Here is a 21,603-nt window from a genome sequence, read left to right on the forward strand (position 1 = left end):
GAGGGGTATCCCATGACAACCCAGGCAGCCCGCACCAGGAACGACATCAAGATCATTGACTGTGACACCCATATCGTCGAGCCGTACGACCTGTGGACCTCACGCGTCTCGCCGAAGTACCGCAGTCAGGTGCCGCAGGTCCGATGGGACGAGGAGAGGCAGCAGGACGTCTGGTACATGCCCGACCGTCCGCTGATGGCCGCCGCCGCGGGCGCCGCCATGGCCGGATGGCACCAGTACCCGCCGAACCGTCCGCCGCGTCTGACCGACGCCGACCCGGCGACGTACGACGTCACCGCGCGGCTCAAGCGGATGGACGAGTACGGCATCTGGGCCCAGGTGCTGTACCCGAACATCGCCGGCTTCGGCGGCGGCCTCTACGCCACGATGCCCGATCCCAACCTGCGCCTGGAAGCGACCCGCGCCTACAACGACTGGCTGGCGGAGTACACCGCCGTCGCCCCCGAGCGGTTCGTCCTGAACTGCTCGGTCCCGTTCTGGGACGTCCCCGAGTCGGTCAGGGAGATCCGCCGCTGCCACGCGCTCGGCCACCGCGGCATCCTGTTCTCCTCGCACCCCAACAAGCACGGCCAGCCCTACATCGCCGACCGCCACTGGGACCCGATCTGGGAGGTGTGCTCGGAGCTGGAGATGCCCGTGAACTTCCACATCGGCGGCAGCGGGGTCGGTGACTTCGGCGTCAACTACGAGGGCAACGGGGCCTCGGTCAACTACGCGATCTCGTCCGCGCTGCTGTTCATGAGCAACGCCAACGCGATCGTCGACACGATCTTCGCCGGGATCTGCGACCGGTTCCCCACTCTGCAGTTCGTCTCCGTCGAGAGCGGCGTCGGATGGGTGCCCTTCCAGCTGGAGGCGATGGACTGGCAGTGGCAGGCCACCGGCCTGCACGAGAGCCTGCCCGACCGGATGCTGCCCAGCGAGTACTTCAAGCGGCAGTTCTACACGACGTTCTGGTTCGAGCGGGGCACCCTCCAGTCCTCCATCGAGCAACTGGGCGCCGACCGGATCCTGTTCGAGACCGACTTCCCGCACCCCACGAGCATGTCCCCGGGGCCGGCGTCCCCGGCCGTCCGGCCCGACACCTATATCGACGAGGTGATGGGCGTGCTGCCGGAGGACCAGCTCCGGATGATCCTGCACGACAACGCGGCCGCTCTCTACAAGGTCGGCTGATGCCGGGACCTGCCCGAGGAACCCGAAGGAGACGATAATGACCGCTCTCTTCGCCGGCCTGCGGGTCGTCGACCTCACCGAGGGCATGCAGGCCATGGCCGGCACGGTCCTGGCGGACTTCGGCGCGGACGTCGTGAAGATCGAGCCGGCCGGCGGCGAGTTCGGCCGGGGCCGGCCCGGCTTCCACTTCTGGAACCGGGGCAAGCGCAGTCTGGTGGTGGATCCGCACACCGCCGAGGGCCGGCGCCGCCTGGGTGAGCTCGTGGACCGCGCCGACGTCGTCATCGAGTCCCTCGGCGCCGAGGCGGCGCGCCTGGGACTCGACCCGGCCACGACCCGGGCCCGCAACCCGCGGCTCGTCCACTGCTCGCTGACCGGCTTCGGGGAGGCGACGGACCTGGAGCGCTTCGGACACCGCGAGCAACTGGTGACCGCGAAGACCGGCCGGCTGATGGGCAACGACGCGCTCAGCGGGGCGCACGGGGACACCGAGCGCCCGCTCTACCTCGCCACCCCCGCGAGCACCTACGGCGCCGCGATGCTGGCCCTGCAGGGGATCGTCGGCGCGCTGGTGCAACGGGAGGACACCGGAGTGGGCCGCGCGGTGTCGACGAGCCTGCTGGACGGGATCTCGGCGGCGACCATGCGGCTGGCGTTCGAACGGCGTGGCGACACGGTGGTACCGGTGAGCGCCCGGGGCGACGGCACGGTGACCCTGCTGATGCGGGGCATCCGGCTGTGCTTCCTCACCGTCCGCACGAGCGACGGCCGTTTCATCCAGATGTGCTGCCGCCAGCCGCGGCTCTACCGCAACTGGATGGAGGCCATCGGGCTCGGGGGCGAGATGCGCTCCGAACGCTGGAGCGAGCTGCCGCTCGGCGTGCGCAGCCACGAGGACGCCGACGAGTGGGAGCAGCGGGTCCGGGAACGGATGGGCGAGCGGAGCCAGGCCGAGTGGATGGAGCTGTTCCGCACCCGGGACATCGGCGCGGACCCGTTCCTGACGGAGGAGGAGTTCCTGCACCATCCCCAGCTGACCGCCAACGAGCGGCTGGTGACCGTCGAGGACCCGGAGCTGGGACCTGTCCTGCAGCTGGGAGCCCTGGTCTCGGCGACGAAGACGCCCGCGCGGCCGCCCACGCCCGCACCCGCCCTGGACTCCGAGCGGGACTGGCCGGGCTGGCAGGAGCCGGCGGCGCCTGTCACGGACGGACCGCGGGAGCCCGCCGCACTGCCCCTGAGCGGCTACACCGTCCTGGAGATCGCCTCGTTCCTCGCCGCGCCGCTCGGCCCGACCCTCCTGGCCGAGCTGGGCGCCCGGGTCATCAAGGTCGAACCGCTCAGCGGTGACCCCTTCCGCAGCAGCGGGCTGGAGTTCGTCCACATCGGCAACGGGAAGGAGAGCATCGCGCTCGACCTCAAGTCCGCCGAGGGACGCGAGATCCTGCACCGGCTGATCGAAAGTTCGGACGCGCTGATCCACAACTTCCGCCCGGGCGTGCCCGAGCGGCTCGGCTTCGGCTACGAGGAGGTACGCCGGATCAAGCCGGAGATCGTCTACCTCTACGGGGCCTCCTACGGCAGCAAGGGCCCGGAGTCGGGCCGGGCCGCGTTCCACTCGACGCCCAACGCGTTGTGCGGCAGCGGCATCCTTCAGGCGGGCAGGAAGAACCCGCCGGTCAACGACTCGTACGCGGACCCCTGTTCGGGCCTGGCCACCGGGGTCGCGCTGGCACTCGGGCTGTACGCCCGAAAACGGCACGGCGTCGGGCAGTACCTGGAGACCAGCATGCTGGTCAGCGCGGGCTGGGTGCAGTCGGCCCGGATGGAGTCCTACCCGGGCCGCCCGCCCCTTTCCCAACTGAACACCGAGCAGACCGGTTTCAGCGCCCTGGACCGCCTGTACCCGTGCTCGCAGGGGTGGGTGATGCTCGCCGCCGAGGACCGGGAGTGGCTGGCGCTCACCGAACTGGTCGGCAAGCCGGAATGGCCTCACGACCGCCGGTTCGCCGACGCGGACGCCCGCCGGCGGCACGACCGGCTGCTGCAGTGGCTGCTGGAAGACGTGTTCGTCACGCGCACCGCCGCCGAGTGGGAGGCGGACGCGCAGCGGCTCGGCGTTCCCCTCGTCTCCGCGGCCGAGGGCACCCTCGAGGAGTTCCTGGTCCGCTCCGGGCTCGTCGAAGGCATGGAGCACCCGGCGTTCGGCACCTACTGGCGGCTCAGGCCCCGGATACGGGTATCGGGCTGCGAACCGGCGGCGGGACTCCCGTGCGAACTGGGCGAGCACACCGAGGAGGTGCTGCGCTTCCTCGGGTACGACCGGGACGAGATCGCCCGCCTGGAGAAGGCAGGGGTCGTGCTGTCCGCGCCGCCCGACCGCCGCCATCCGGCCGGCCTCGGCAGCGCCGTGGGTTCGGGAGCGGCCGCACATGCCGGGTGAGACGACGCGGCCGGAGGGCCTGCTCACCGACGTCCGGGTGATCGAGGTGGCTCTGCTCGCGCCCAGCGCGCTCGGCGGCCACCTGGCGGAACTGGGCGCGGATGTGATCAAGGTCGAGCCCGGTGCCGGGGACTACGTCCGCTCCATCGGGCGCCGTCCCGGCCAGCGGGGATCGGACATGCACCAGGTGTGGAACCGGGGCAAGCGCAGCGTCGCCCTCGATCTCGACTCCGAGGCGGGCCGCCGGGCGTTCCTGCGCCTGGCGGCCGGGGCGGAGGTCGTGATCGAGGGGCGCCGCCCCGGGTACCTGGACCGACGCGGTCTCGGGTACGAGGACCTCCTGGCGGTCAACCCGTCCCTCGTGTTCACGTGTCTGTCGGGGTTCGGCGAGAGCGGGCCGTACCGCGACATGCCCAGCCACGGTCCGGCCTTCGACGCCTACGCCGGCCTCGCGCCCCCGGTGACGGACGAGCGGGGGCGGCCGCGGATCCCGCGGCCGGGGCACCTGCCCGTCGGCGTGCTCACCGCGCCCCTGTACGCGGCGACCGCGACGCTGGCCGCGGTCCTGCACGCACGCGCGACCGGGCGCCCGACCCGGCTGGACGTCGCGCAGGCCGACGCCGCGGTGCACGCGCGGTCCCTCGACATCGTCCGTTGGCGGGCGCCGCGGACCGACGCGCCGGCGGACCCGATGACGAAGGACCTCTTCCACGGGTCGGCGCTCGTCCAGTACTACCGCACCGCCGACGGCGGGCACGTGCTCTTCCAGGCCATGGAACGCAAGTTCTTCGAGCGCTTCGCCGCACTCGTGGGTCGGCCGGAACTCGCCGCCGAGTTCCCGGCGGGCAAGGACACGGACTGGCTGTACGGCCGCGACGACGTCCGGGCCGCTCTCGCCGAGGTGTTCGCGCGCGAGACCAGCGCCTACTGGGTGGAGCTGTGCCTGCGTCACGACATTCCCTGCACTCCGGTCAACGCGGGACGGGAGGTGCTGGACGATCCGCAGTTCCGCGCCCGGACACGCTGGCTGCCCGGCGAAGGAGATGAGCCCTCAGTACCGGCTCTGCCGGTGCGTACGACGCCGCCGCTGCCGGGCGTCGGACCCGCGCCGGAGCTGGGCCGGCACACCACCGAGGTCCTCGCCGCGCTCGAACCCGGCGAGGACCTGCGGGTTCCCGGGGCACCTTGAGCGCCCGGAGCACCCGGCCCACGGCACCGCCCCGGCCTGGTGTGTGATACGAAGTGGACCATGGATGAGGCTGCCGAGGAGGGTTACGACGCTCCGTTCGCCGTGGAACGCGAGTCGGGGGAGAAGGCGGCGCGCCAGATCGCCCGTGCGATCGTCCGGGACATCGTCGGACAGGGGCTCGGGGAGGGCGCGCCCCTTCCACCGGAGCCCGTCATGCTCGCCACGTACCGGGTGGGCCGGCCCACGCTGCGCGAGGCCCTGCGCATCCTCGAGGTGAACGGGCTGATCACGATCAAGACCGGTCGAAGCGGCGGGCCGCGCGTGAGGCGCAGCGACACCCGCGACCTGGCCCGGTTGCTGTCCCTGCACTTCGCGTCGCGTCGCGTGACGTACACGGAAGTCGCCGCCGCGCGCCGGACCATCGAACCCACCCTCGCGCGGCTGGCCGCGCTCAACGCCAGCGAGACCGAACGGCAGCAACTGGCCGAGATGCTGCACCTCTCGGCGGAGATCCCGGGGTCACTCGCCGAGAGCCAGCGGTTCCACCACAGTGTGGCCGTGATCAGCCACGATCCGGTGCTCGGCCCGCTGAGCGTGTCCCTGCAGCTGATCATCGACCCGATGCGCGCGGAACCCACCCGTCAGTGGACCACGCTGATGGCCGAGCACGTCCCGATCGGCGAGGCGATCATCCGGGGCGCCGCCGAGGAGGCCGAGACGCTGATGGCCCGGCACATGAGGCACTATCCGGCGCCGGCCGAGGCCGGCGACCAGATCGTGGACTGGGCGTAGCCCGGCCTGGCCTGGCTTGGACCAGGGTCTGCCGTCTGCCCTTGCCCGGTACGGACGGGCTTTCAGACCACCAGAAGCGGGTTGACCGGACTCCCGCTGCCTCCGGTGATCCTGAGCGGCGCCAGCACGAGCATGCCCTGAGCGACCGAGGCGTCCACCGGCGCGCGCAGATCCAGTCCCTCGAGGAAGGTGATCCCCCGTCGCACGATCATCTCGACGTGCAGATCCATCACCGGGGCGCTCGGGGAGAGCACTTCCACCGCCAGGTTGTCCGCGCCGACGAGTGACACGTCCCGTTCGGCGAGCAGTCCGGCACCGTCGCGCCCGAGGCCGGGCTGGACATCGAGGGAGGGGGCCCCGCCCCGCTCTGCCTCCTCCAGGTACCAGCGCATCCATCCGGTGTGCAGCAGCACGACGTCGCCCGCCCCGATCCGTACGCCCTGCCGCCGCTCGGCCTCGACGATCATCTGCCGGGTGATCCCGGTGCCCGGTGCCAGCCAGGGAACGCCCTGTCCCGCGGCCAGGTCGAGCAGCACCGCCGGGGCGACGACACCCCCCACCTTCTCGATCCCGCACCGGGCCGCCCCGGACCCGGGCGTGAACGACGCGGCGGGATGACCGTTGTACATCGAGCCGCCGGCGAAGACGTGCGACAACGCGTCCAGGTGTGTTCCGTTGTGGGTCGCCGCCATCAGGATGTCCGCGTTCGCTCCCACGTCCGAGCCCCGCGCGGTCGCGTCCTGTTCGTTGTACATGGTCAGCCGGTACGGCGCGCCCCGCCACGGATAGCACGGGACGCCGTCGCGCTGGATCGGCAGCCCGAGCGGGTAGACCCGGCCGGTGCGTACGCGTCCGGCCGCCGCCACCACCCGCTCCGGGGTCAGCAGGTTCAGCGCACCGCGCTCGTCGTCCTCGCCCCACCTGCCCCATGCCGGCCCCCCTCTCTCCCCGGCCCCCGCTTTCCCCGCCGCGCCGTCCTGCTCCGGATCCATCGGTGTGTCTCCTCTCCCGCCCGGCTTCCGCTCGGCTCTCCCCGGTGCTCAAGGACCGTCGGGGTCCCGGCTCCAGATCACGAAGTTGCTCCAGTAAGGCATGAACCCGCCGGACAGCCCGATCGTCGCCGGACGGCCTATCTGCCGTGCTCCGGCCCGCTGCTGGATCTGCTGGATCGAGTCGGTGTGCCCCCAGAAACGGGTGCGGCCACCGCCTATGTTGCCGCCCGACGGCGACACGGGGTGCGGCCCTTTCAGTCCGATGTCCCCCTGGTAGAAGTCGAGGGCTTCGCCATGGCGGACGCCGGCGTACCCGAAGGCCTCCAGCCAGAACGGGTGCAGGAAACTGAATCCGTCGTAGCAGTTCTCGAACGCCAGATCGTCCGCCCGTACGGCGGCCGACTCGTACACGCGTCTGGCGGTGGCCGCGGCCCAGGCCTCCGACTCCTCCAGCGTCTCCACCACCGACCGGTAGGGCAGACCGTCGTAGCGGTCGCCGCGCGCCACGCCGGAGCCCGCGTGCCCGAGCACATAGGCCGGCGGCTGCCGCAGGTCGACCGCCCGCTCGGCGGTGGTGACCAGGTACGCGGCGGCGGCGTGGACCGGCAGGTCGTTGTCGAGCAGGCTCGACGGGTCGGCGATCATCCTGGACCCCAGATAGTCCGCGGCTGTCAGGGGGCGCGGATCGTGCTGGGCCCAGTAGCCTTCGGGCATCAACAGCCCGTTCGCCCGCGAGTTCACCACGAAGGGCGCCATCATCTCGCGTGACTTGCCGTACTTGAACAGGTACCGACGGAACTCCATGGCGTTCATGAAGGAGTTCGCCCCGGCGATCCCCGCTCCCCTGACTCCGTGCTTGGCGGGCCCCGACACGGTCGGGTCGGCGTTCGCGCCGCGCACTCCGTACCGTCCCGGGAAGTTGTGCCAGGCCTTCACCGCGATCGCGGTGGTGCCGTGACCTCTCCCGACAGTCTCGATCGCGGCGGTCAGCGCCATCGACATGCACATCGTGGTGACCACCACGAGTTTCACTCCGGACAGCTCGGGAAGGTTGGCCAGCAGCCACTGCGGGCTGAGCCGTGCGACGCCGTCGAGCGGGTCGTCGGTCGGCCGGAACCGTTCGGCGACCTCCCGGGGGATCTCGGCTCCCTCCGGCCACGGCGATCCGCCTCCGGTCGTGTGCCGGTCCAGTACGAGCACGTCGACCGCCGCCGGATCCACTCCGGCGTCGGCGACCGCCCGGCGGACCGCCAGGATCGTCCATGCCCCGATGGACGTCTCGGCGGCGCCGTCCCACCGGCGCGCCGTCGGCGAATGGCCGATCCCCACCGCGGCGACCCGTCCCCGGTGGGGCCACACCCCCAGGCCGTCGTCGACCCGGAACAGTCCGGCCGCGGACTCGCGCACCTGTGGCGCCGTCATGACAGGGGCTCCCACTCCGGGACCCGTTGGCCCGTCGCCTCCGTGACCGCGAACCGCGGCCGCACCGCCTGCCCGATCGCCACGTCCGCCGCACCCGGCAGGTGCGACAGCATCAGCACTCCCGGGCACTCGTCGAGGCTCACGACCACCACGGTGTACGGCAGGTCCGCGCGGAGGGAGGCGATCTGCGTGTCGTGGACGACCGCGAACGAGTACACGGTGCCCCGGCCCTCCACCTCTCGCCAGAGGAACGACTCCGCGCCGTCGCAGACCGGGCACCGCGTCGTGGGCGGGTACTGCCACCGGTCGCACCGGCCGCAGTACTGGACCACCAGCCGGCCACGGTTCGCGGCGGCGAAGAACTCGCGATCGACCGTCTCCGGTACGGGTGACTGCCTCGGCATCGGTCACCGCCCCTTGTCGTCGGTCCGCGCGAGCGTGGCCGCCCACGGTGTTTCCTGTCCGCTCCGGACCATCTCTCCTCCACTCCCGACAGAGCCCGGAAGCGGACTCGTCTCTCAGCGTCCGGCCGGGCTGCCGCCATCGGCCGGGATATGTCCCGCAGCTTGGTATGGCGGCTCTCGGGGGACAACGGAGAAGCCACCGTGCGGGCGATGCCTTCGGGTTCGTCGGCTGCTCCGCCCGGGACCGGAACCGGGCGCCTCGCCAGGTCGTCGGTCGTCACGGCCGTCCGGATCGCCGTGGGAGCCACGGTGTCGGTCCTGACCCACCACGGGACGACTGCCAGGCCCAGCACCTCCCGGATCAGAGCGACTTGGCGGGTCGGCGTTCGCATACCCGGACGCGACGGGCGGGCGGGCCGCCTGGACTACCCGGGCGGCACCGCACTGGCCGCCTCCCGGTAGGCCGGGTGTCCGATGTCCGTCATGATGTCCAGCCGGTCGGCGCCCGGCTCCCAGCCGAGTTCGCCCCGGCTGCGCGGTGCGCGCGCCCGGCTGCAGACCGCGAAGTACACGAGTGCCGGGAACTTCCCCCAGGTCTTGACCGCCTCGGCGAAGTCCACGCTGCGCGACGTGACGCCCAGGTCGCGGGCCACCGCCTGGGCGAGGGTGCGGTAGTTGGTCTCGCCGGAGACCGCGTGGTAGACCGCGCCCGCCGTACCGGACTCCAGCGCGAGCGCGTACAGCGCCGCCACGTCGTCCACGTGCACGTTCGAGTAGAGGTTCAGCCCCCTGCCCAGATAGCGGACCTCCCCCGTCGAGGCCGCCGACCGGTAGAACTCCCTGATCATCGGGCAGCCGCCGTGGCCCCAGATCATGCCCGGCCGGACGACCATCCCGCGCACACCGTCCCCGGCGGCGAGGACGGACCGTTCCGTCTCCACGCGGGCACCGATGTACCTGGAGGGCTCGAACTCGTCGTTCTCGGCGAACGTGTCCTCGCTCCAGTCGCCGTCCGTCCGCCGGCTCAGGACGCCCGTCCCGGAGGTGAACAGGAACGCGGCGCCCGTGCCGCGCAGTTGGCGCAGCACACCCGAGACCGCTTCGTGCTCGGCCTCCAGTGTCATCTGGGGAGCGAAGACGACGGCCTGCGCGCCCGCCACCGCCACCCGGGTCCGTTCGGTGTCCTCCAGATCACCGAGGACACAGCGCGCCCCGGCCTCCCGTACCCGCTCCGCCGCCCGTTCGCTGCGGACCAGCCCCGTGACCTGGTGTCCGTCAGAGACGAGTCTCCGGGTCACCGCCGATCCGAGGTAGCCTCCCGCCCCCAGTACCGTCACTCGCACAACAACCACTCCTCCGTCTCGCACCCTGTCCCGGTCCTGCCCAGCGCCTTCGGCCGCCGTGGCCCCGCGCCCCTGCCGTAAGCCCGCGGACGCCTCAGCCGGCCGGCGGAGGGGACGCGGCGATCCGTTCCCGGATCCTGCCCTTCGCGATCTTTCCCGAGGCGGTCATCGGAATGTCGTCGGTGACGACGAGGCCGGTCGGCAGCTTGAAACGGGCCAGCCGGTCCGCGCAGAACGCGCGCAGTTCCTCCAGCCCCAGGGTGCGGCCCGCGCGGACGGAGACCACCGCGACGATGGTCTCCCCCCACCGCTCGTCGGGCGCTCCGACGACGGCGCACACCGACACCGCCGGATGCTCTGCGATCACCCGTTCGACCTCGGCCGCCGCCACGCTCTCGCCGCCGGTCTTGATGACGTCCTTGACCCGCCCGACGAGATACAGGTCCCCGTCCTCGTCCATGCGCGCGATGTCCCCCGTCCGGTACCAGCCCTCGCTGTCGAAGGCCGCGGCCGTGGCCTGCGGGTTGTTCCAGTAACCCTGGCTGACCGAGGGGCCGCGCAGGCGCAGTTCGCCCGGGACTCCCGGCCCGGTCACCTCCCGGCCGGACTCGATGTCCACGAGGCGTGCGTCCACCAGGGACAACGGTGTGCCCACCGAGGCCGGCTTGGCATCGATCCGCTCGGGCGCGAGCGCCGCCGCCACGCAGCACTCCGTCATCCCGACGGCCATGAAGACCTCGGCGCCGTGCTTGCGGAACGAGGCGACCTGTTCGGCGGGGATCGCCGCACCGCCGACGTTGAGCGACCGGATGGCGGCCAGGTCGGCGTCGCCGAAGCCAGGTGTGTGGAAGAGGACATGGAGCGCGGCCGTGACCGTGTCGATGCGCGTGACCCGGTGCCGGACGATCGCGTCGAGCGCCGCGGGACCGTCCATCCTGGGCAGCAGCACGACCTCGCCGCCGTACGCCCACAGGTTGACCGGGCTGGTGTTGATCCCGGCCGTGTGGAACATGGGGGTCATGACCAGCCCGACGTCGTCGCGCCGGGTGCCGAGCAGCCGCGCGAGGTTGAGCCCGTTGGCCAGGATCATCTCGTGGGTGTGCAGCACGCCCTTCGCCCGGCCCGTCGTACCGGAGGTGTAGAGGATCAGCGCGAGGTCGGTGCGTGCCACCGGGGAACGCGCCGGAGCGCCGCCGGACTCGATGAGACCCGCGATGCCGCCCTGGCCCGGGCCGTCCGCCGACAGGACGGTCGTCTGCCCCGGCGCGGCCGCCGCGAACGCCTCCCGGAACTCGTCGGCGACGACCACGACCTGCGGTCGGATGTCCTCCATGACCCACGCCCGCTCCGGCGACGCGAGGCGTGGATCCACCGGGACGAAGACCGCGCCGAGGTCCATGGCCGCGAACATGGCGTGCACCAGCGAGGGGTGGTTCAGGCCGGCGTACAGCAGACGGTCCCCGCGGCGCAGTCCGAGCTCGTGCAGTCGGCCCGCCAGCGTTTCGAAGGACCGCCGTAGCTCCGCGTAGGTCCATGACCGGCCGCCGAAGGTCAGCGCCCGGCGTTCGGGGTCACGCAGCGCTCGACGCCGGAACAACTCCGGGAACGAACTATCCACCGTGTGCGCCTCCTTGCGCCTGCACATCTGGGCCGGTCCGGGTCACGGGCGCACCGGCCGCCGAGGAATGTCCCAGCAGTCTTGAATTCATCACGCGTTGGTCTACCAGGGGCGCAGACCGTCGCCCCCGTGAAAGCATCCGGTGGGCCCGTCCTTGTCCAGGAGTGCCAGACGCGCGGGCAGCACCGCCGCCTGTGCGGGCGTGACGGGCCCGCGGTGCTCGTTCATGTCGGTGCTCACCCAGCCGGGCTCCACCGCGTTGACCCGGATGCCGAGCGGCTGAAGTTCCTTGGCGAAGGCGACCACCACGGCGTTGAGAGCGGTCTTGGACGAGTTGTAGCCGAGCTGGTTGATCCGGTAGAACTCGCTCGACCTGTCGATGCCCGCGGTCAGCGACCCGGACATGCTGCTGACCATGACGACGTTGGCGGACGGGGCCTTGCGCAGAAGGGGCAGGAACGCCTGCGTCACCCGGATCGCCCCGAACAGGTTGACCTCGTAGATGGCCTTGATCCGGGACAGTGGCTCCTGGCTCGGCGGCGTGGACCAGTCGAAGGCCAGCCCGGCGTTGTTGACGAGGGCGTCGAGCCGGCCGGTCTGCTCCGCCAGTTCCGTCGCGGCCCTCGCCACGCCCGCGTCGTCGGCCACGTCCAGTTCCAGCAGGCGCACGTCGTTGCCCGCCGCGGTCAGTTCGTCCACGGCGGCCCTGCCGCGTGCCCGGTCGCGGGACCCGAGCCAGACCGTGGCGCCCTCGGCCGCGAGTCGCTCGACGATCGCCCGTCCGAGCCCTTTGTTCGCACCAGTCACCAGAACCGTCGGTTTCTCCATGCTGACCTCTCACGCGTCGGGGCCGGCGGACGCCGGCGGGACGGCCGGACCGCTCAGCGGTCTGCGGCCCCTCGTAGTTCGTCGAACTTCGACATGTTCTCCGCCGCGGTGAGCGGCAGGAAGGGGAACCAGCCGTCACCGGTCCAGTGGGTGAACCCGGGGGCCGCGCTGCTTCCCCCGTCGACGCGCAGGCTCTGACCGGTGACGTAGCGGGACAGGCCGGAAGCGAGGAACAGCAGAGCTCCCGCCCAGTCCTCGGGGGAACCGGGCCGGCCGAGCGGGATCGTGGCCGAGTAGCGGGCTCGCTTGGTCTCCTCGGAGGCCGTGTCGTGGCCCAGGATCCGGTCGAGCGCGGGCGTCTCGACGACGTCCGGCGCGATGGTGTTCACCCGGATGCCGCTGGGCGCGAGTTCCACGGCGAGCGACGCGGTCATACTCGTCAGGGCCGCCTTCATGGCGGCGTAGACGGAGATCGCCGGAGCGCCCCGGTGCGCCTCGATGGAGGTGACGTTCACGATCGCGGCGCCGGCTCCTTCCGCGCCCGCGGTGCGCAGCGCGGGAAGGAGACGGCGCACGGCCCGCACCGGCGCCAGGAAGTTCAGGCCGACCAGGCTGTCGATGGCGTTGTCGCTGAGCTTGTCCAGTTCCGACCAGAACGTTCCTCCCACGACGTTCACCAGCACCGCCACGCGGGGCCCCGCGACGTCCGCGACCTCGTCGAGACAAGCGTCGTCGCGGGCGTCGCCGACCACGGTCGCGAGTGCGCCGCCCAGTTCCTCGCGGAGCGCGTCTGCCGCCGCCGCGTCCCGGTCGAGGACGGTCACCCGCATCCCGGCCCGGACGAGCGCGCGGGAACTCAGCGCGCCCAGGCCGCCGGCACCGCCGATCACGACGGCGTGCCTTCCGCGCAGCCCTGCCAGCTCTTCGAGATATCCCACGTCGCACCTCCTTTCGGGCCAAGTGCCGTGCACCCGGCCCCTCCACGAACGGTCCGATCCTGCCGGGCGCCCCGGGCGGCGCCCCGTGCGCGAGCAGCTGCCCGCTCCACCGCTCCCCTACCGCACCAGCTCGACGACCGTCGCGTTGGCGGTGCCGCCGCCCTCGCACATCGTCTGCAGGCCGTAGCGGATGCCCTGGTCCTTCATGTGGTGGATCAGCCGGGTCATCAGGACGGCTCCCGAGGCACCCAGCGGATGTCCGACCGCGATGGCCCCGCCGACCGGGTTGAGCCGTTTCGGATCGGCCCCGGTCTCCGCCAGCCAGGCCAGGGGGACGGGCGCGAATGCCTCGTTGACCTCGAAGGCGCCGATGTCGTCGATGGACAGGCCCGCGCGTCGCAGCACCTTCGCCGTGGCCGGGATCGGACCGGTCAGGACCATCACCGGGTCGTCACCGATGACCGCACCGCTGTGGTAGCGCACGAGCGGGGTGAGACCGAGTGCGCGGGCTCGCTCCACGGTCGTGACCAGGAGGGCCGCCGCGCCGTCCGAGATCTGGGACGCGTTGCCCGCGTGGATGACCCCGTCCTCGCGGAAGGACGGCTTCAGAGCCGCCAGCTTCTCGGCCGTGGTGCCCCGGCGCAGCCCCTCGTCCGCGGCCAGTGTGCCCTCGGGGGTCACGACGGGGACGATCTGCTCGTCGAAGGCTCCGCTGTCGGCGGCCGCCGCGGTGCGCGCGTGCGACTCGGCGGCGTACTCGTCGAGTGCCTGCCGGGACAGCCGCCAGCGCTCGGCGATCATCTCCGCGCCGGTGCCCTGGTTGAAGTCGGACCCGTCGTAGCGGGCCCGGGCGGCCGGCCCGTACGGCAGCCCGGTACCGCGGGCCGCGCCGAGCGGGACACGGCTCATCGACTCCACCCCGCCGGCCACGACGAGTTCCTGCTGTCCCGACATCACGGCGTGGGCCGCGTGGTCGAGGGCCTGCTGGCTGGAACCGCAGGCGCGGTTCACGGTGACGCCGGGAACACTCGCCGGCCAGCCCGCGGCGAGGACCGCGAAGCGTGCGACGTTGCTGGACTGGTCCCCCATCTGGGTCACGCAGCCCCACTGGACGTCGTCGACGTCCTGCGGGTCGATCCCGGTCCTGCGTACGAGTTCCTTCAGCACCAGTGCGGAAAGGTCGACCGGATGCACACCGGCCAGCGTGCCGTTCCGTCGGCCGATGGGCGTGCGCACCGCTGCGACGACTACCGCCTCACGCATGACCGCTCCCCTTGTCGTGGTCGTGGTTCTTGTCGTGGTCGACCGGCGCGGTCGACGGCGCAGGCCCTCACCGGCCGGTCCACAGCGGGGTTCTGCGTTCGGCGAAAGCCTTGGCACCCTCCCGGGCGTCCGCCGAGGCGAGCACCGGTTCCGTGATCGGCTCCTGCCGTCTGAACAGTTCGTCGGACGGCCAGTCCTCGGACTCGACCACGATGCGTTTGGCCGCCGCCACCGCGAGTGGCGCGTTGCCGGCGATCTTCCGCGCCAGATCGCGGGCTGCGTCGAGGGCCTGTCCGTCCTCGACCAGCTGGTTCACCAGGCCGTGGTGGTGGGCCGTGGCCGCGCTGATCGGCTCTCCCGTCAGCAGAGCCTGCAGCGCCACCGCCCTCGGGAGGCGACGCGGCAGGCGGAGGGCACCGCCGCCGGCTGCGATCAGACCCCGTTTGGCCTCGGGCAGACCGAACCGGGCGCCGTGGCCCGCGACGACGAGATCACAGGCGAGGACGAGTTCGAACCCGCCACCGAGCGCCCAGCCCTCGACCGCCGCGATGAGCGGCTTCTTCGGCGGTGCCTGGGTCAGCCCGCCGAAGCCTCGTCCGGGCACCCGCGCCAGCTCCCCGGCCGCGAAGCGCTTGAGGTCCATTCCCGCGCAGAAGGAGCCCCCGGTCCCGGTCAGGATGCCCACGGCCAGATCGGAGCGCTCGTCCAGTTCGACGAGCGCCTCGGAGATGCGCTCGGCGGCGGCTTTCGTCATGGCGTTGCGCTGGGCCGGGCGGTCGATGCTGATCACCATGACCCGCGCGTCCGTGTCGACCCGGACGTCCGACGTCGTCCCGGTCATCGCGGAGCCATCCGGATCGCGCCGTCCAGCCTGACTGTCTGGCCGTTCAGATAGGCGTTCTCCAGCAGGTCCACCGCGAGCCGCCCGAACTCCTCGGGCCGGCCGAGTCGCTTCGGGTGGGGGACCGTGGCTGCCAGGCCTTCCCGGATGTCGTCGCGGAGCCGGCCCAGCATCGGGGTCTCGAAGGTACCCGGGGCGATGGTGTTGACCCGGATCGCCCAGCTCGCCAGGTCCCGCGCGGCGACCAGGGTGATGCCGTGCACCGCCGCCTTGGAGGCGGTGTAGGAGGTCTGGCCGATCTGCCCGTCGAAGGCGGCCACCGAGGCCGTCATGACGATGGCTCCACGGTCCCCGTCGAGCAGTTCGTCGTTCCCCGCCATCCGCTGGGCCGCCAGCCGCAGCACGTTGTACGTCCCGACCAGGTTGACCCGGATCACCTCGGCGAAGCCTTCGAGCGTGCCCGGTTGCCGGGTCTTCCGGTCGAGGATGCGCACCCGGTCGCCGCCCCGCCCGGCGCAGTGGACCACTCCGCGCAGCGGGCCCGCCTCTTCTGCGGCGTCCAGGGCGGCGGCCATCTGCCGCTCGTCGGTGACATCCGCGGCGACGAACCGCGCGCCGAGTTCGGCGGCGGCCTTCTCACCGGGCGAGGACGGCAGATCGACGATCGTGACGAGGGCCCCGCGGGCCGCCAGCGCGGCCGCCGTGGCCCTGCCCAGGCCGGAGCCGCCTCCCGTGACGAGTGTGGATGTTCCGGCAACTTGCACGTTCCTGCCTCCAGTTGTGTACGTGTCCCGGACGGGCGCGTCAGCGTCCGACGAAAGTGGGCGGGCGACGCTCGGCGATCGCGGCGATGCCCTCGGCGAAGTCATCGGTGTCCATGAGCTCGGACTGGATCTCGACCTCACGGCCGAGCGCCTCGTCCAGCGTCGTGGGTGGTGTGCGGAAGTGCTGCTTCAGCAGGGCGATGGCCCGTGGCGGCGCCTCGGCCAGCCGCCGCGCGTCCGCGAGGGCGACGGCGAGGAGGTCGCTGCGTGGGACGACCGTGTCGACGAGGCCGGCGCGCAGTGCCTGTTCCGCGTCGAGGAGATCGCCGAACATCATCATCTGCTGGGCGCGGGCCGGTCCGACGCGACGCGACAGCGACCATGTCACGCCGAGGTCGGCGGCCAGCCCCACGCGTGTGAAGGACGCGGTGAACCTCGCCGTGTCGGCGGCCACCACCCGATCGCAGGCGAGCGCCAGCCCGAGGCCCGCGGCGAACGCGATTCCGTTCACCGCGGCGACCACGGGCGTGCGGCCGCCGGCGATGGCCCGCACGATCCGCTGGGCCGCCTCCAGTCGCGGAACGGCGGCCTCGGCCGGCATCCGCTCCATGATCCGCAGGTCTCCGCCGGCGCAGAAGGCCTCACCCCTACCGGTGAGCACCAGGGCGCGGACGCCGGGGTCCCGGTCGGCCTCCTCGATCACGCCGGCGAGCACCGGACGGATCTCCAGGTCGATCGCGTTGCGCCGTTCGTCCCGGTCCAGGGCAACCACCCGCACGGGGCCCTCGTCCCGCACGAGCACCCCGTACAAGGCCCTTTCCACACCGCCCATCACGGCCCTCCAAGTCGCGGCTTCTTGCGCTAGCATCGCAGAGATGAATTCATTCTGGCTAGACTCGTCGCATCGCGACCTGGGTGTCGACCTCCAAACGCAAGGGAGAACACGGCCACGATGAAGATGGATTCAACTGCTCCATCGGGTGGTGCGACCGGCCCCCTGTCGGGCCTGCGCGTCCTGGAACTGGGCGGGATCGGTCCCGGGCCCTTCGCCGCGATGCTCCTTGCGGACCTGGGCGCGGACGTGGTCCGTGTGGATCGCGCCGATCGCCCCACGATCTTCCCCGGCACTCCGCGGCAGAACCTGCTGCACCGCGGCAAGCGGTCCGTCGACATCGATCTGAAGTCCCCGCAGGGTCTGGCGTCCGCGCGAGCGCTCGTCGCACGGGCCGACGTGCTCGTGGAGGGCTTCCGCCCCGGTGTCGCCGAGCGGCTGGGGCTGGGGCCGTCGGAATGCCTCGGGCTCAACACGGCGCTCGTGTACGGGCGGATGACGGGGTGGGGCCAGACCGGGCCGCTGGCCGCCACGGCCGGGCACGACCTCAACTACATAGGCGTCACCGGAGCGTTGCACGCGATCGGGGCGGCGGGCGGACCGCCCCAGATCCCGCTCAACCTCCTCGGCGACTTCGCAGGCGGCGGAACGTACCTCGTGATCGGCGTCCTCGCCGCCCTCCGCGAGGCGGCTCGGACCGGGCACGGCCAGGTGGTCGACGCGGCGATCACCGACGGGGTCTGCCATCTGCTGGCCGGAACACACGCGCGAGTGGCATCGGGGACGTGGGCCGACGAACGCGGTGTCAACCTGCTCGACGGTGGCGCCCCCTTCTACTCGGTGTACGAGACCTCGGACGGACGGCACATGGCGGTGGGGGCGATCGAGCCGCAGTTCTACAGAGCGTTCGTGGCGGCCCTCGGTGTGCCGGCGGACCCCGCCCGGCAGAACGACCGATCGACCTGGCCGGCGCTGCGCGAGCGGATCGCCGCCGCGTTCCGCTCGCGGACACAGAGCGAATGGACCGAGGTGTTCGCCGGCACGGACAGCTGTGTCACACCGGTGCGCAGCCTGTTCGAGGCGGTATCCGACCCTCAGATCGCCGCGCGCGGCAGCGTCGTCGTGGCGGACGGCATGCTCCAGCCGGGGCGGGCTCCCCGTTTCTCCGCTCACGACGACACCCGGCCGGCCACCGCGCCCGAACCCGGGGAACACACGGCGGACGTGTTCCGGGACTGGCTCGGTGCGTGCGCCGACCACCGGGATCAGGGCAGCGGTCTGCCTCAGTCCCGTACCCGCGGATGAACTCCAGATTGCGAGGCGACTCCATGCCAGGAACGGCCCCCGAACTCGACCGAGGCGTGTTCCGTCACGTCCTGAGCCACTTCCCCACCGGCGTCGTGGTGGTCACCGCGATCGACGGCACAGGGGACCCCGCCGGAATGGCCGTCGGCTCGTTCACGTCCGTGTCGCTCGACCCGCCGTTGGTGGCCTTCCTGCCGGCCAGGACGTCGACCACGTTTCCCCGGATAAGGTCGTCCGGATCGTTCTGCGTCAATGTACTCGGCTCGGATCAGGAGGACTTCAGCCGCGCGTTCTCCGTCAGCGGCGGGGACAAGTTCGACGGGGTGCCGTGGCGGCCCGCGGGATCGGGGTCCCCGATCATCGACGGAGTCGTCGCCTGGATCGACTGCGAGATCGAGGACGTGGCCGAAGCCGGTGACCACTATGTCGTCCTGGGCCGCGTCCAGGATCTCGACGTGCTGTCGGGCCGGTCTCCGCTCGTCTTCTTCCAGAGCACCTACCGCAGACTCAGTCAGCCGTAGCGTCGTCGCGCGCCGGGACCGAAGCGCCCGCCCGCCAGGACCACCGGGCGCACGGCCAAGCCCATGGACGTGGCACGGTGAACGAGGCGTCCAGGTGATCCTGACACCCCATCAGGGAGGCCGTCCACGTCAGCGGCGCGTCCTTGAACGCGCCTTCCCCGGCCATCCATTGCGCTCCGCCACCCGACGGTCCCACTCCCGGATCACGACCGTGGATCACTCCGTACTCGCGGAGGGCGTCGGCACCACCACTCGTGCGTCCGCCAACCCTCGCAACAGAACAGAGACCGGCGTGGAGGCGGGTCCGAACGATCGTCAGACAGCCCAACGCCCCCTGCACGCAAAGGCCTCCGAGTCGATGCACGTCATCCGGGACGCAGGGCGGCCAACACGAGTTCTCCGTAACGACGCCATTCCGCTGGATCCTCGACGCCGGTACGGGCCAGTTGCTTGGCAGTGCCGCCTGCCAGAACTCTGAGATCGGTCACAGTCGCGTCGGGACGGATCGCTCCCTGGTCCCGAGCGGCGGTGACAAGCGCGTCCAGCAGGTCAAGGACGTGTGCACCACGCGCCGGGTACTCGTACATGACATGTGCCAGCAGACGGTCCGCTGCCATCACCTCGAAGAGGTCCGGCAGGAGCGCGGACAGGGCCCTGCCGGCGTCCTGGTCGGCCAGGGCGGCGGCAGTGCGTTCCTCGATCTGCCGGAACCGGTGCCGGATGGCCGCCTGGATCAGGTCGTCCTTGGTGGGATAGCTGCGATAGACCGTTGCCTTGCCGACGCCCGCACGGGCGGCGACCTCGGGGACGGTTGCCTCCAGGCCTCGTTCCGCGAAGACCTGGAGGGCCGCAGCGACGATGCGCTCATGGTTGCGGCGGGCGTCAGCTCGGCGGTCGGACCAGTCCGGCGCCTGCGCGTCCGCCGTCACGGGAGCTGCGACTCTGTGCGTATGCATGGGATCAAGTGTGCCGCCTGCCCTCATCGTCGGCAGCCAGCGCCGGCTCGGGCAGCGGTGCGGCGGCGCCTACCTCTTCCAGAATCGGGACCTGTACGTGCCGGCGCGACCGGGGGATGAACGCGGTGGCCACGGCTGCCACCAGCGCGCCGGCGCCGGCGACGACGAAGGACACGGTGTAGGCGTGCTCGGTCGGCAGGGGGTTCGGCGCGGTGATGCTGTGGGCAAGGATGCTGGCGATCACCTGGCTACCGAGTGAGGAACCCACTGAGCGCACAAGCGTGTTGACCCCGGTGGCCTCACCGGTCTTGGCCGCTTCGACGGCGTCCACGATCAGGTTGGGCATGGCGGCGAAGGCCAGTCCGATGCCGACGAAGACGACCATGGTGCCACCGAGGACGGCACCCTGGGAGCCGTGCTCGGCGGCGAGCAGTCCCATGCCCGCGGCGGTGACCACACCGCCCAGTGCGAGCGGGACCTTGCCTCCGAAACGCGCGGTCAGCACGCCGGAGAGCGGCCCTGCGACCAGCATCATCAGGCACCCGGGCAGCATCAGCAGACCGGCGCGGGTGGCGTCGCCGCCGAAGCCGTACCCGCTGGCTTTGGGGGTCTCCACGAGTTGGGGGACCAGCAGGAAGACACCGAACATCCCGAAGCCGACGAGCAACGTGGCGACGTTGGTCATCAGCACCGGCCGACGGGCCAGTACCGTCATGTCGACCAGCGGCTCGGCGGTGCGGCGCTCGACGAGGACGAAGACCACGAGCACGGCGAGACCGGCGGCGATCAGACCGAGAGTGCGGCCACTGGTCCAACCCCAGGACGTGGCCTGGCTGATCGCGACCAGCGGAGCCGTGATACCCGCACCGAGCAGAACCGTGCCGAGCAGGTCGATGCGTCCCGGGGTACGCACCTTCGACTCCGGCAGCAGGAACTGGGCGGCCACGGCCGCGAGGACCGCCATGACCGTGCCCGCGATGAAGATCCATCGGTAGGAGGAATGGTCCACCAGCAGACCGCCCATCAACAGGCCCAGCCCGCCCCCGATACCGGCGGTGGCCGAGATCAGCCCCACCGCGCCAGTACGCCGCTGCTCCGGGAACTCATCACGGATGATGCCGAAGCACAGCGGGAAGATACCGCCGCCCGCCCCCATCACCACTCGTCCGGCCACCACCACGGCGAGGCTGTTGCCGAGTGCCGCCCAGGCGCCGCCGAGAGCGAACAGCACCAGTGAGATCACCAGCAACCGCCGCTTGCCGAACATGTCGCCCAACCGTCCGAACACCGGCGTCAGCACCGCCGCCGAGACCAGGTAGCCGCTGAGGGCCCAGGTCACATTCTGCGAGTTGGTGTGCAGGGAGGACGCCATGTCCCCCAGTGCCGGCGCCACCGAGGTCTGCGCCAAGGAGAAGGCGAGCGCAGCCAGTCCCAGGATGGCCAGATTGCCCCCGGTACTCGCGCTTCTCCGGTTGTTCGTACCCGCCATGGTTCCGTCTCCGAAAGGGATCACATAAGTGGACCCGAGGGTCCGATTCCTGCTCATCATAACCGAACCTCAGGGTCCATTTACCTGAGGGGCTTGTCAGATCGCATCGGACCGCCCGACAGCGGCGCCCTGTCGGTCACCAGCGCCGCTACCCACTGCGGCGCTGTCACCGGCGTTGCAGAGTCGAAAGCGCTCCACCTCCCCGGGCTCGGGCCTCGAGACTGCACCGCGGCCACTTGCGATCGGGGTAGAAGGAGTTCATCCACCGGCTGGCGAGCGCCCGGTGAGGTCGTGGGCCAGGAGCGAGTCGAGGTGTCGTACCGACTGGACGGCCAGGTGCCGTCGGTCGGCCGTCCACTCCTCGAACGGCAGCGCCCCATAATTCTGGATGCGCTCCGCGTTCAAAAACGACCGTGCCGCCGCCCGCGTCCCGCTGTGGATCACCGTCAAACGCTCGATGACCCGG

The 21,603-nt window shown here is 71.4% G+C and carries 19 protein-coding genes; 6 read left to right on the forward strand and 13 right to left on the reverse strand.

The window, feature by feature from the left end:
• Positions 1-12: 12 nt before the first annotated feature.
• From MKW14_RS38445 to MKW14_RS38460, 4 genes are read left to right on the forward strand one after another with little or no spacing between them, the layout of a single operon-like run.
• Complete coding sequence (locus tag MKW14_RS38445) at positions 13-1,197, forward strand: amidohydrolase family protein (RefSeq protein ID WP_240871094.1); 1,185 nt, start codon at positions 13-15, stop codon at positions 1,195-1,197.
• 37 nt (positions 1,198-1,234) lie between these two features.
• Positions 1,235-3,640 (forward strand): CaiB/BaiF CoA-transferase family protein, encoded by a 2,406-nt coding sequence (locus tag MKW14_RS38450; protein WP_240871095.1) that lies wholly within the window; start codon positions 1,235-1,237, stop codon positions 3,638-3,640.
• Positions 3,630-4,829, forward strand: coding sequence for a CaiB/BaiF CoA transferase family protein (locus tag MKW14_RS38455; RefSeq protein ID WP_240871097.1), 1,200 nt, complete (start codon positions 3,630-3,632; stop codon positions 4,827-4,829). The genes MKW14_RS38450 and MKW14_RS38455 overlap by 11 nt, the downstream gene beginning before the upstream one ends.
• A 60-nt stretch (positions 4,830-4,889) precedes the next feature.
• The gene (locus MKW14_RS38460) at positions 4,890-5,621 is read left to right on the forward strand and encodes a FadR/GntR family transcriptional regulator (RefSeq protein ID WP_240871098.1); all 732 of its coding nucleotides are present in this window, start codon (positions 4,890-4,892) and stop codon (positions 5,619-5,621) included.
• Between the two features lie 62 nt (positions 5,622-5,683).
• Here the strand turns inward: MKW14_RS38460 and MKW14_RS38465 are convergent, their stop codons facing one another.
• The 11 genes from MKW14_RS38465 to MKW14_RS38515 all read right to left on the reverse strand — a co-directional run bounded on the left by MKW14_RS38465 (position 5,684) and on the right by MKW14_RS38515 (position 16,866).
• Positions 5,684-6,613, reverse strand: coding sequence for a cyclase family protein (locus MKW14_RS38465; RefSeq protein ID WP_240871100.1), 930 nt, complete (start codon positions 6,611-6,613; stop codon positions 5,684-5,686).
• A 48-nt stretch (positions 6,614-6,661) separates the two neighbouring features.
• Positions 6,662-8,035, reverse strand: coding sequence for a thiolase C-terminal domain-containing protein (locus tag MKW14_RS38470; RefSeq protein ID WP_240871103.1), 1,374 nt, complete (start codon positions 8,033-8,035; stop codon positions 6,662-6,664).
• Complete coding sequence (locus MKW14_RS38475) at positions 8,032-8,439, reverse strand: Zn-ribbon domain-containing OB-fold protein (protein ID WP_240871104.1); 408 nt, start codon at positions 8,437-8,439, stop codon at positions 8,032-8,034. The genes MKW14_RS38470 and MKW14_RS38475 overlap by 4 nt, the downstream gene beginning before the upstream one ends.
• Positions 8,440-8,864: 425 nt before the next feature.
• Positions 8,865-9,776 (reverse strand): NAD-dependent epimerase/dehydratase family protein, encoded by a 912-nt coding sequence (locus tag MKW14_RS38480; protein ID WP_240871105.1) that lies wholly within the window; start codon positions 9,774-9,776, stop codon positions 8,865-8,867.
• A 100-nt stretch (positions 9,777-9,876) separates the two neighbouring features.
• The gene (locus MKW14_RS38485; RefSeq protein WP_240871106.1) at positions 9,877-11,400 is read right to left on the reverse strand and encodes a class I adenylate-forming enzyme family protein; all 1,524 of its coding nucleotides are present in this window, start codon (positions 11,398-11,400) and stop codon (positions 9,877-9,879) included.
• 102 nt (positions 11,401-11,502) lie between these two features.
• Complete coding sequence (locus MKW14_RS38490; protein ID WP_240871107.1) at positions 11,503-12,228, reverse strand: SDR family oxidoreductase; 726 nt, start codon at positions 12,226-12,228, stop codon at positions 11,503-11,505.
• A 53-nt stretch (positions 12,229-12,281) separates the two neighbouring features.
• Positions 12,282-13,166, reverse strand: a complete 885-nt coding sequence (locus tag MKW14_RS38495) for an SDR family NAD(P)-dependent oxidoreductase (RefSeq protein ID WP_240871108.1) — start codon at positions 13,164-13,166, stop codon at positions 12,282-12,284.
• A gap of 117 nt (positions 13,167-13,283) precedes the next feature.
• Positions 13,284-14,429 (reverse strand): thiolase family protein, encoded by a 1,146-nt coding sequence (locus MKW14_RS38500; RefSeq protein WP_240871110.1) that lies wholly within the window; start codon positions 14,427-14,429, stop codon positions 13,284-13,286.
• A 67-nt stretch (positions 14,430-14,496) separates the two neighbouring features.
• Positions 14,497-15,270: a crotonase/enoyl-CoA hydratase family protein gene (locus MKW14_RS38505; protein ID WP_240871111.1), complete on the reverse strand. Its 774-nt coding sequence runs from the start codon at positions 15,268-15,270 to the stop codon at positions 14,497-14,499.
• Positions 15,267-16,034: an SDR family NAD(P)-dependent oxidoreductase gene (locus MKW14_RS38510; RefSeq protein WP_240871112.1), complete on the reverse strand. Its 768-nt coding sequence runs from the start codon at positions 16,032-16,034 to the stop codon at positions 15,267-15,269. Before MKW14_RS38510 ends, MKW14_RS38505 begins: the two co-directional genes overlap by 4 nt.
• Before the next feature lie 40 nt (positions 16,035-16,074).
• On the reverse strand, positions 16,075-16,866 hold the full coding sequence (locus tag MKW14_RS38515) for an enoyl-CoA hydratase/isomerase family protein (RefSeq protein ID WP_240871113.1): 792 nt from the start codon (positions 16,864-16,866) through the stop codon (positions 16,075-16,077).
• A gap of 120 nt (positions 16,867-16,986) precedes the next feature.
• Between MKW14_RS38515 and MKW14_RS38520 the strand changes: the two genes are divergently transcribed.
• Complete coding sequence (locus MKW14_RS38520; protein WP_240871114.1) at positions 16,987-18,171, forward strand: CaiB/BaiF CoA transferase family protein; 1,185 nt, start codon at positions 16,987-16,989, stop codon at positions 18,169-18,171.
• Positions 18,172-18,194: 23 nt separating this feature from the next.
• Positions 18,195-18,692, forward strand: a complete 498-nt coding sequence (locus MKW14_RS38525; RefSeq protein ID WP_240871115.1) for a flavin reductase family protein — start codon at positions 18,195-18,197, stop codon at positions 18,690-18,692.
• A 365-nt stretch (positions 18,693-19,057) separates the two neighbouring features.
• On the opposite strand, the gene MKW14_RS38530 is transcribed toward MKW14_RS38525, so the two are convergent.
• Positions 19,058-19,621: a TetR/AcrR family transcriptional regulator gene (locus MKW14_RS38530; protein ID WP_240871116.1), complete on the reverse strand. Its 564-nt coding sequence runs from the start codon at positions 19,619-19,621 to the stop codon at positions 19,058-19,060.
• Positions 19,622-19,652: 31 nt separating this feature from the next.
• Positions 19,653-21,137, reverse strand: a complete 1,485-nt coding sequence (locus tag MKW14_RS38535) for an MFS transporter (protein ID WP_240871118.1) — start codon at positions 21,135-21,137, stop codon at positions 19,653-19,655.
• Positions 21,138-21,603 lie beyond the last annotated feature (466 nt).

It is taken from the genome of Streptomyces gilvus, assembly GCF_022513565.1.
In the GTDB taxonomy this organism is placed as follows: domain Bacteria; phylum Actinomycetota; class Actinomycetes; order Streptomycetales; family Streptomycetaceae; genus Streptomyces; species Streptomyces gilvus.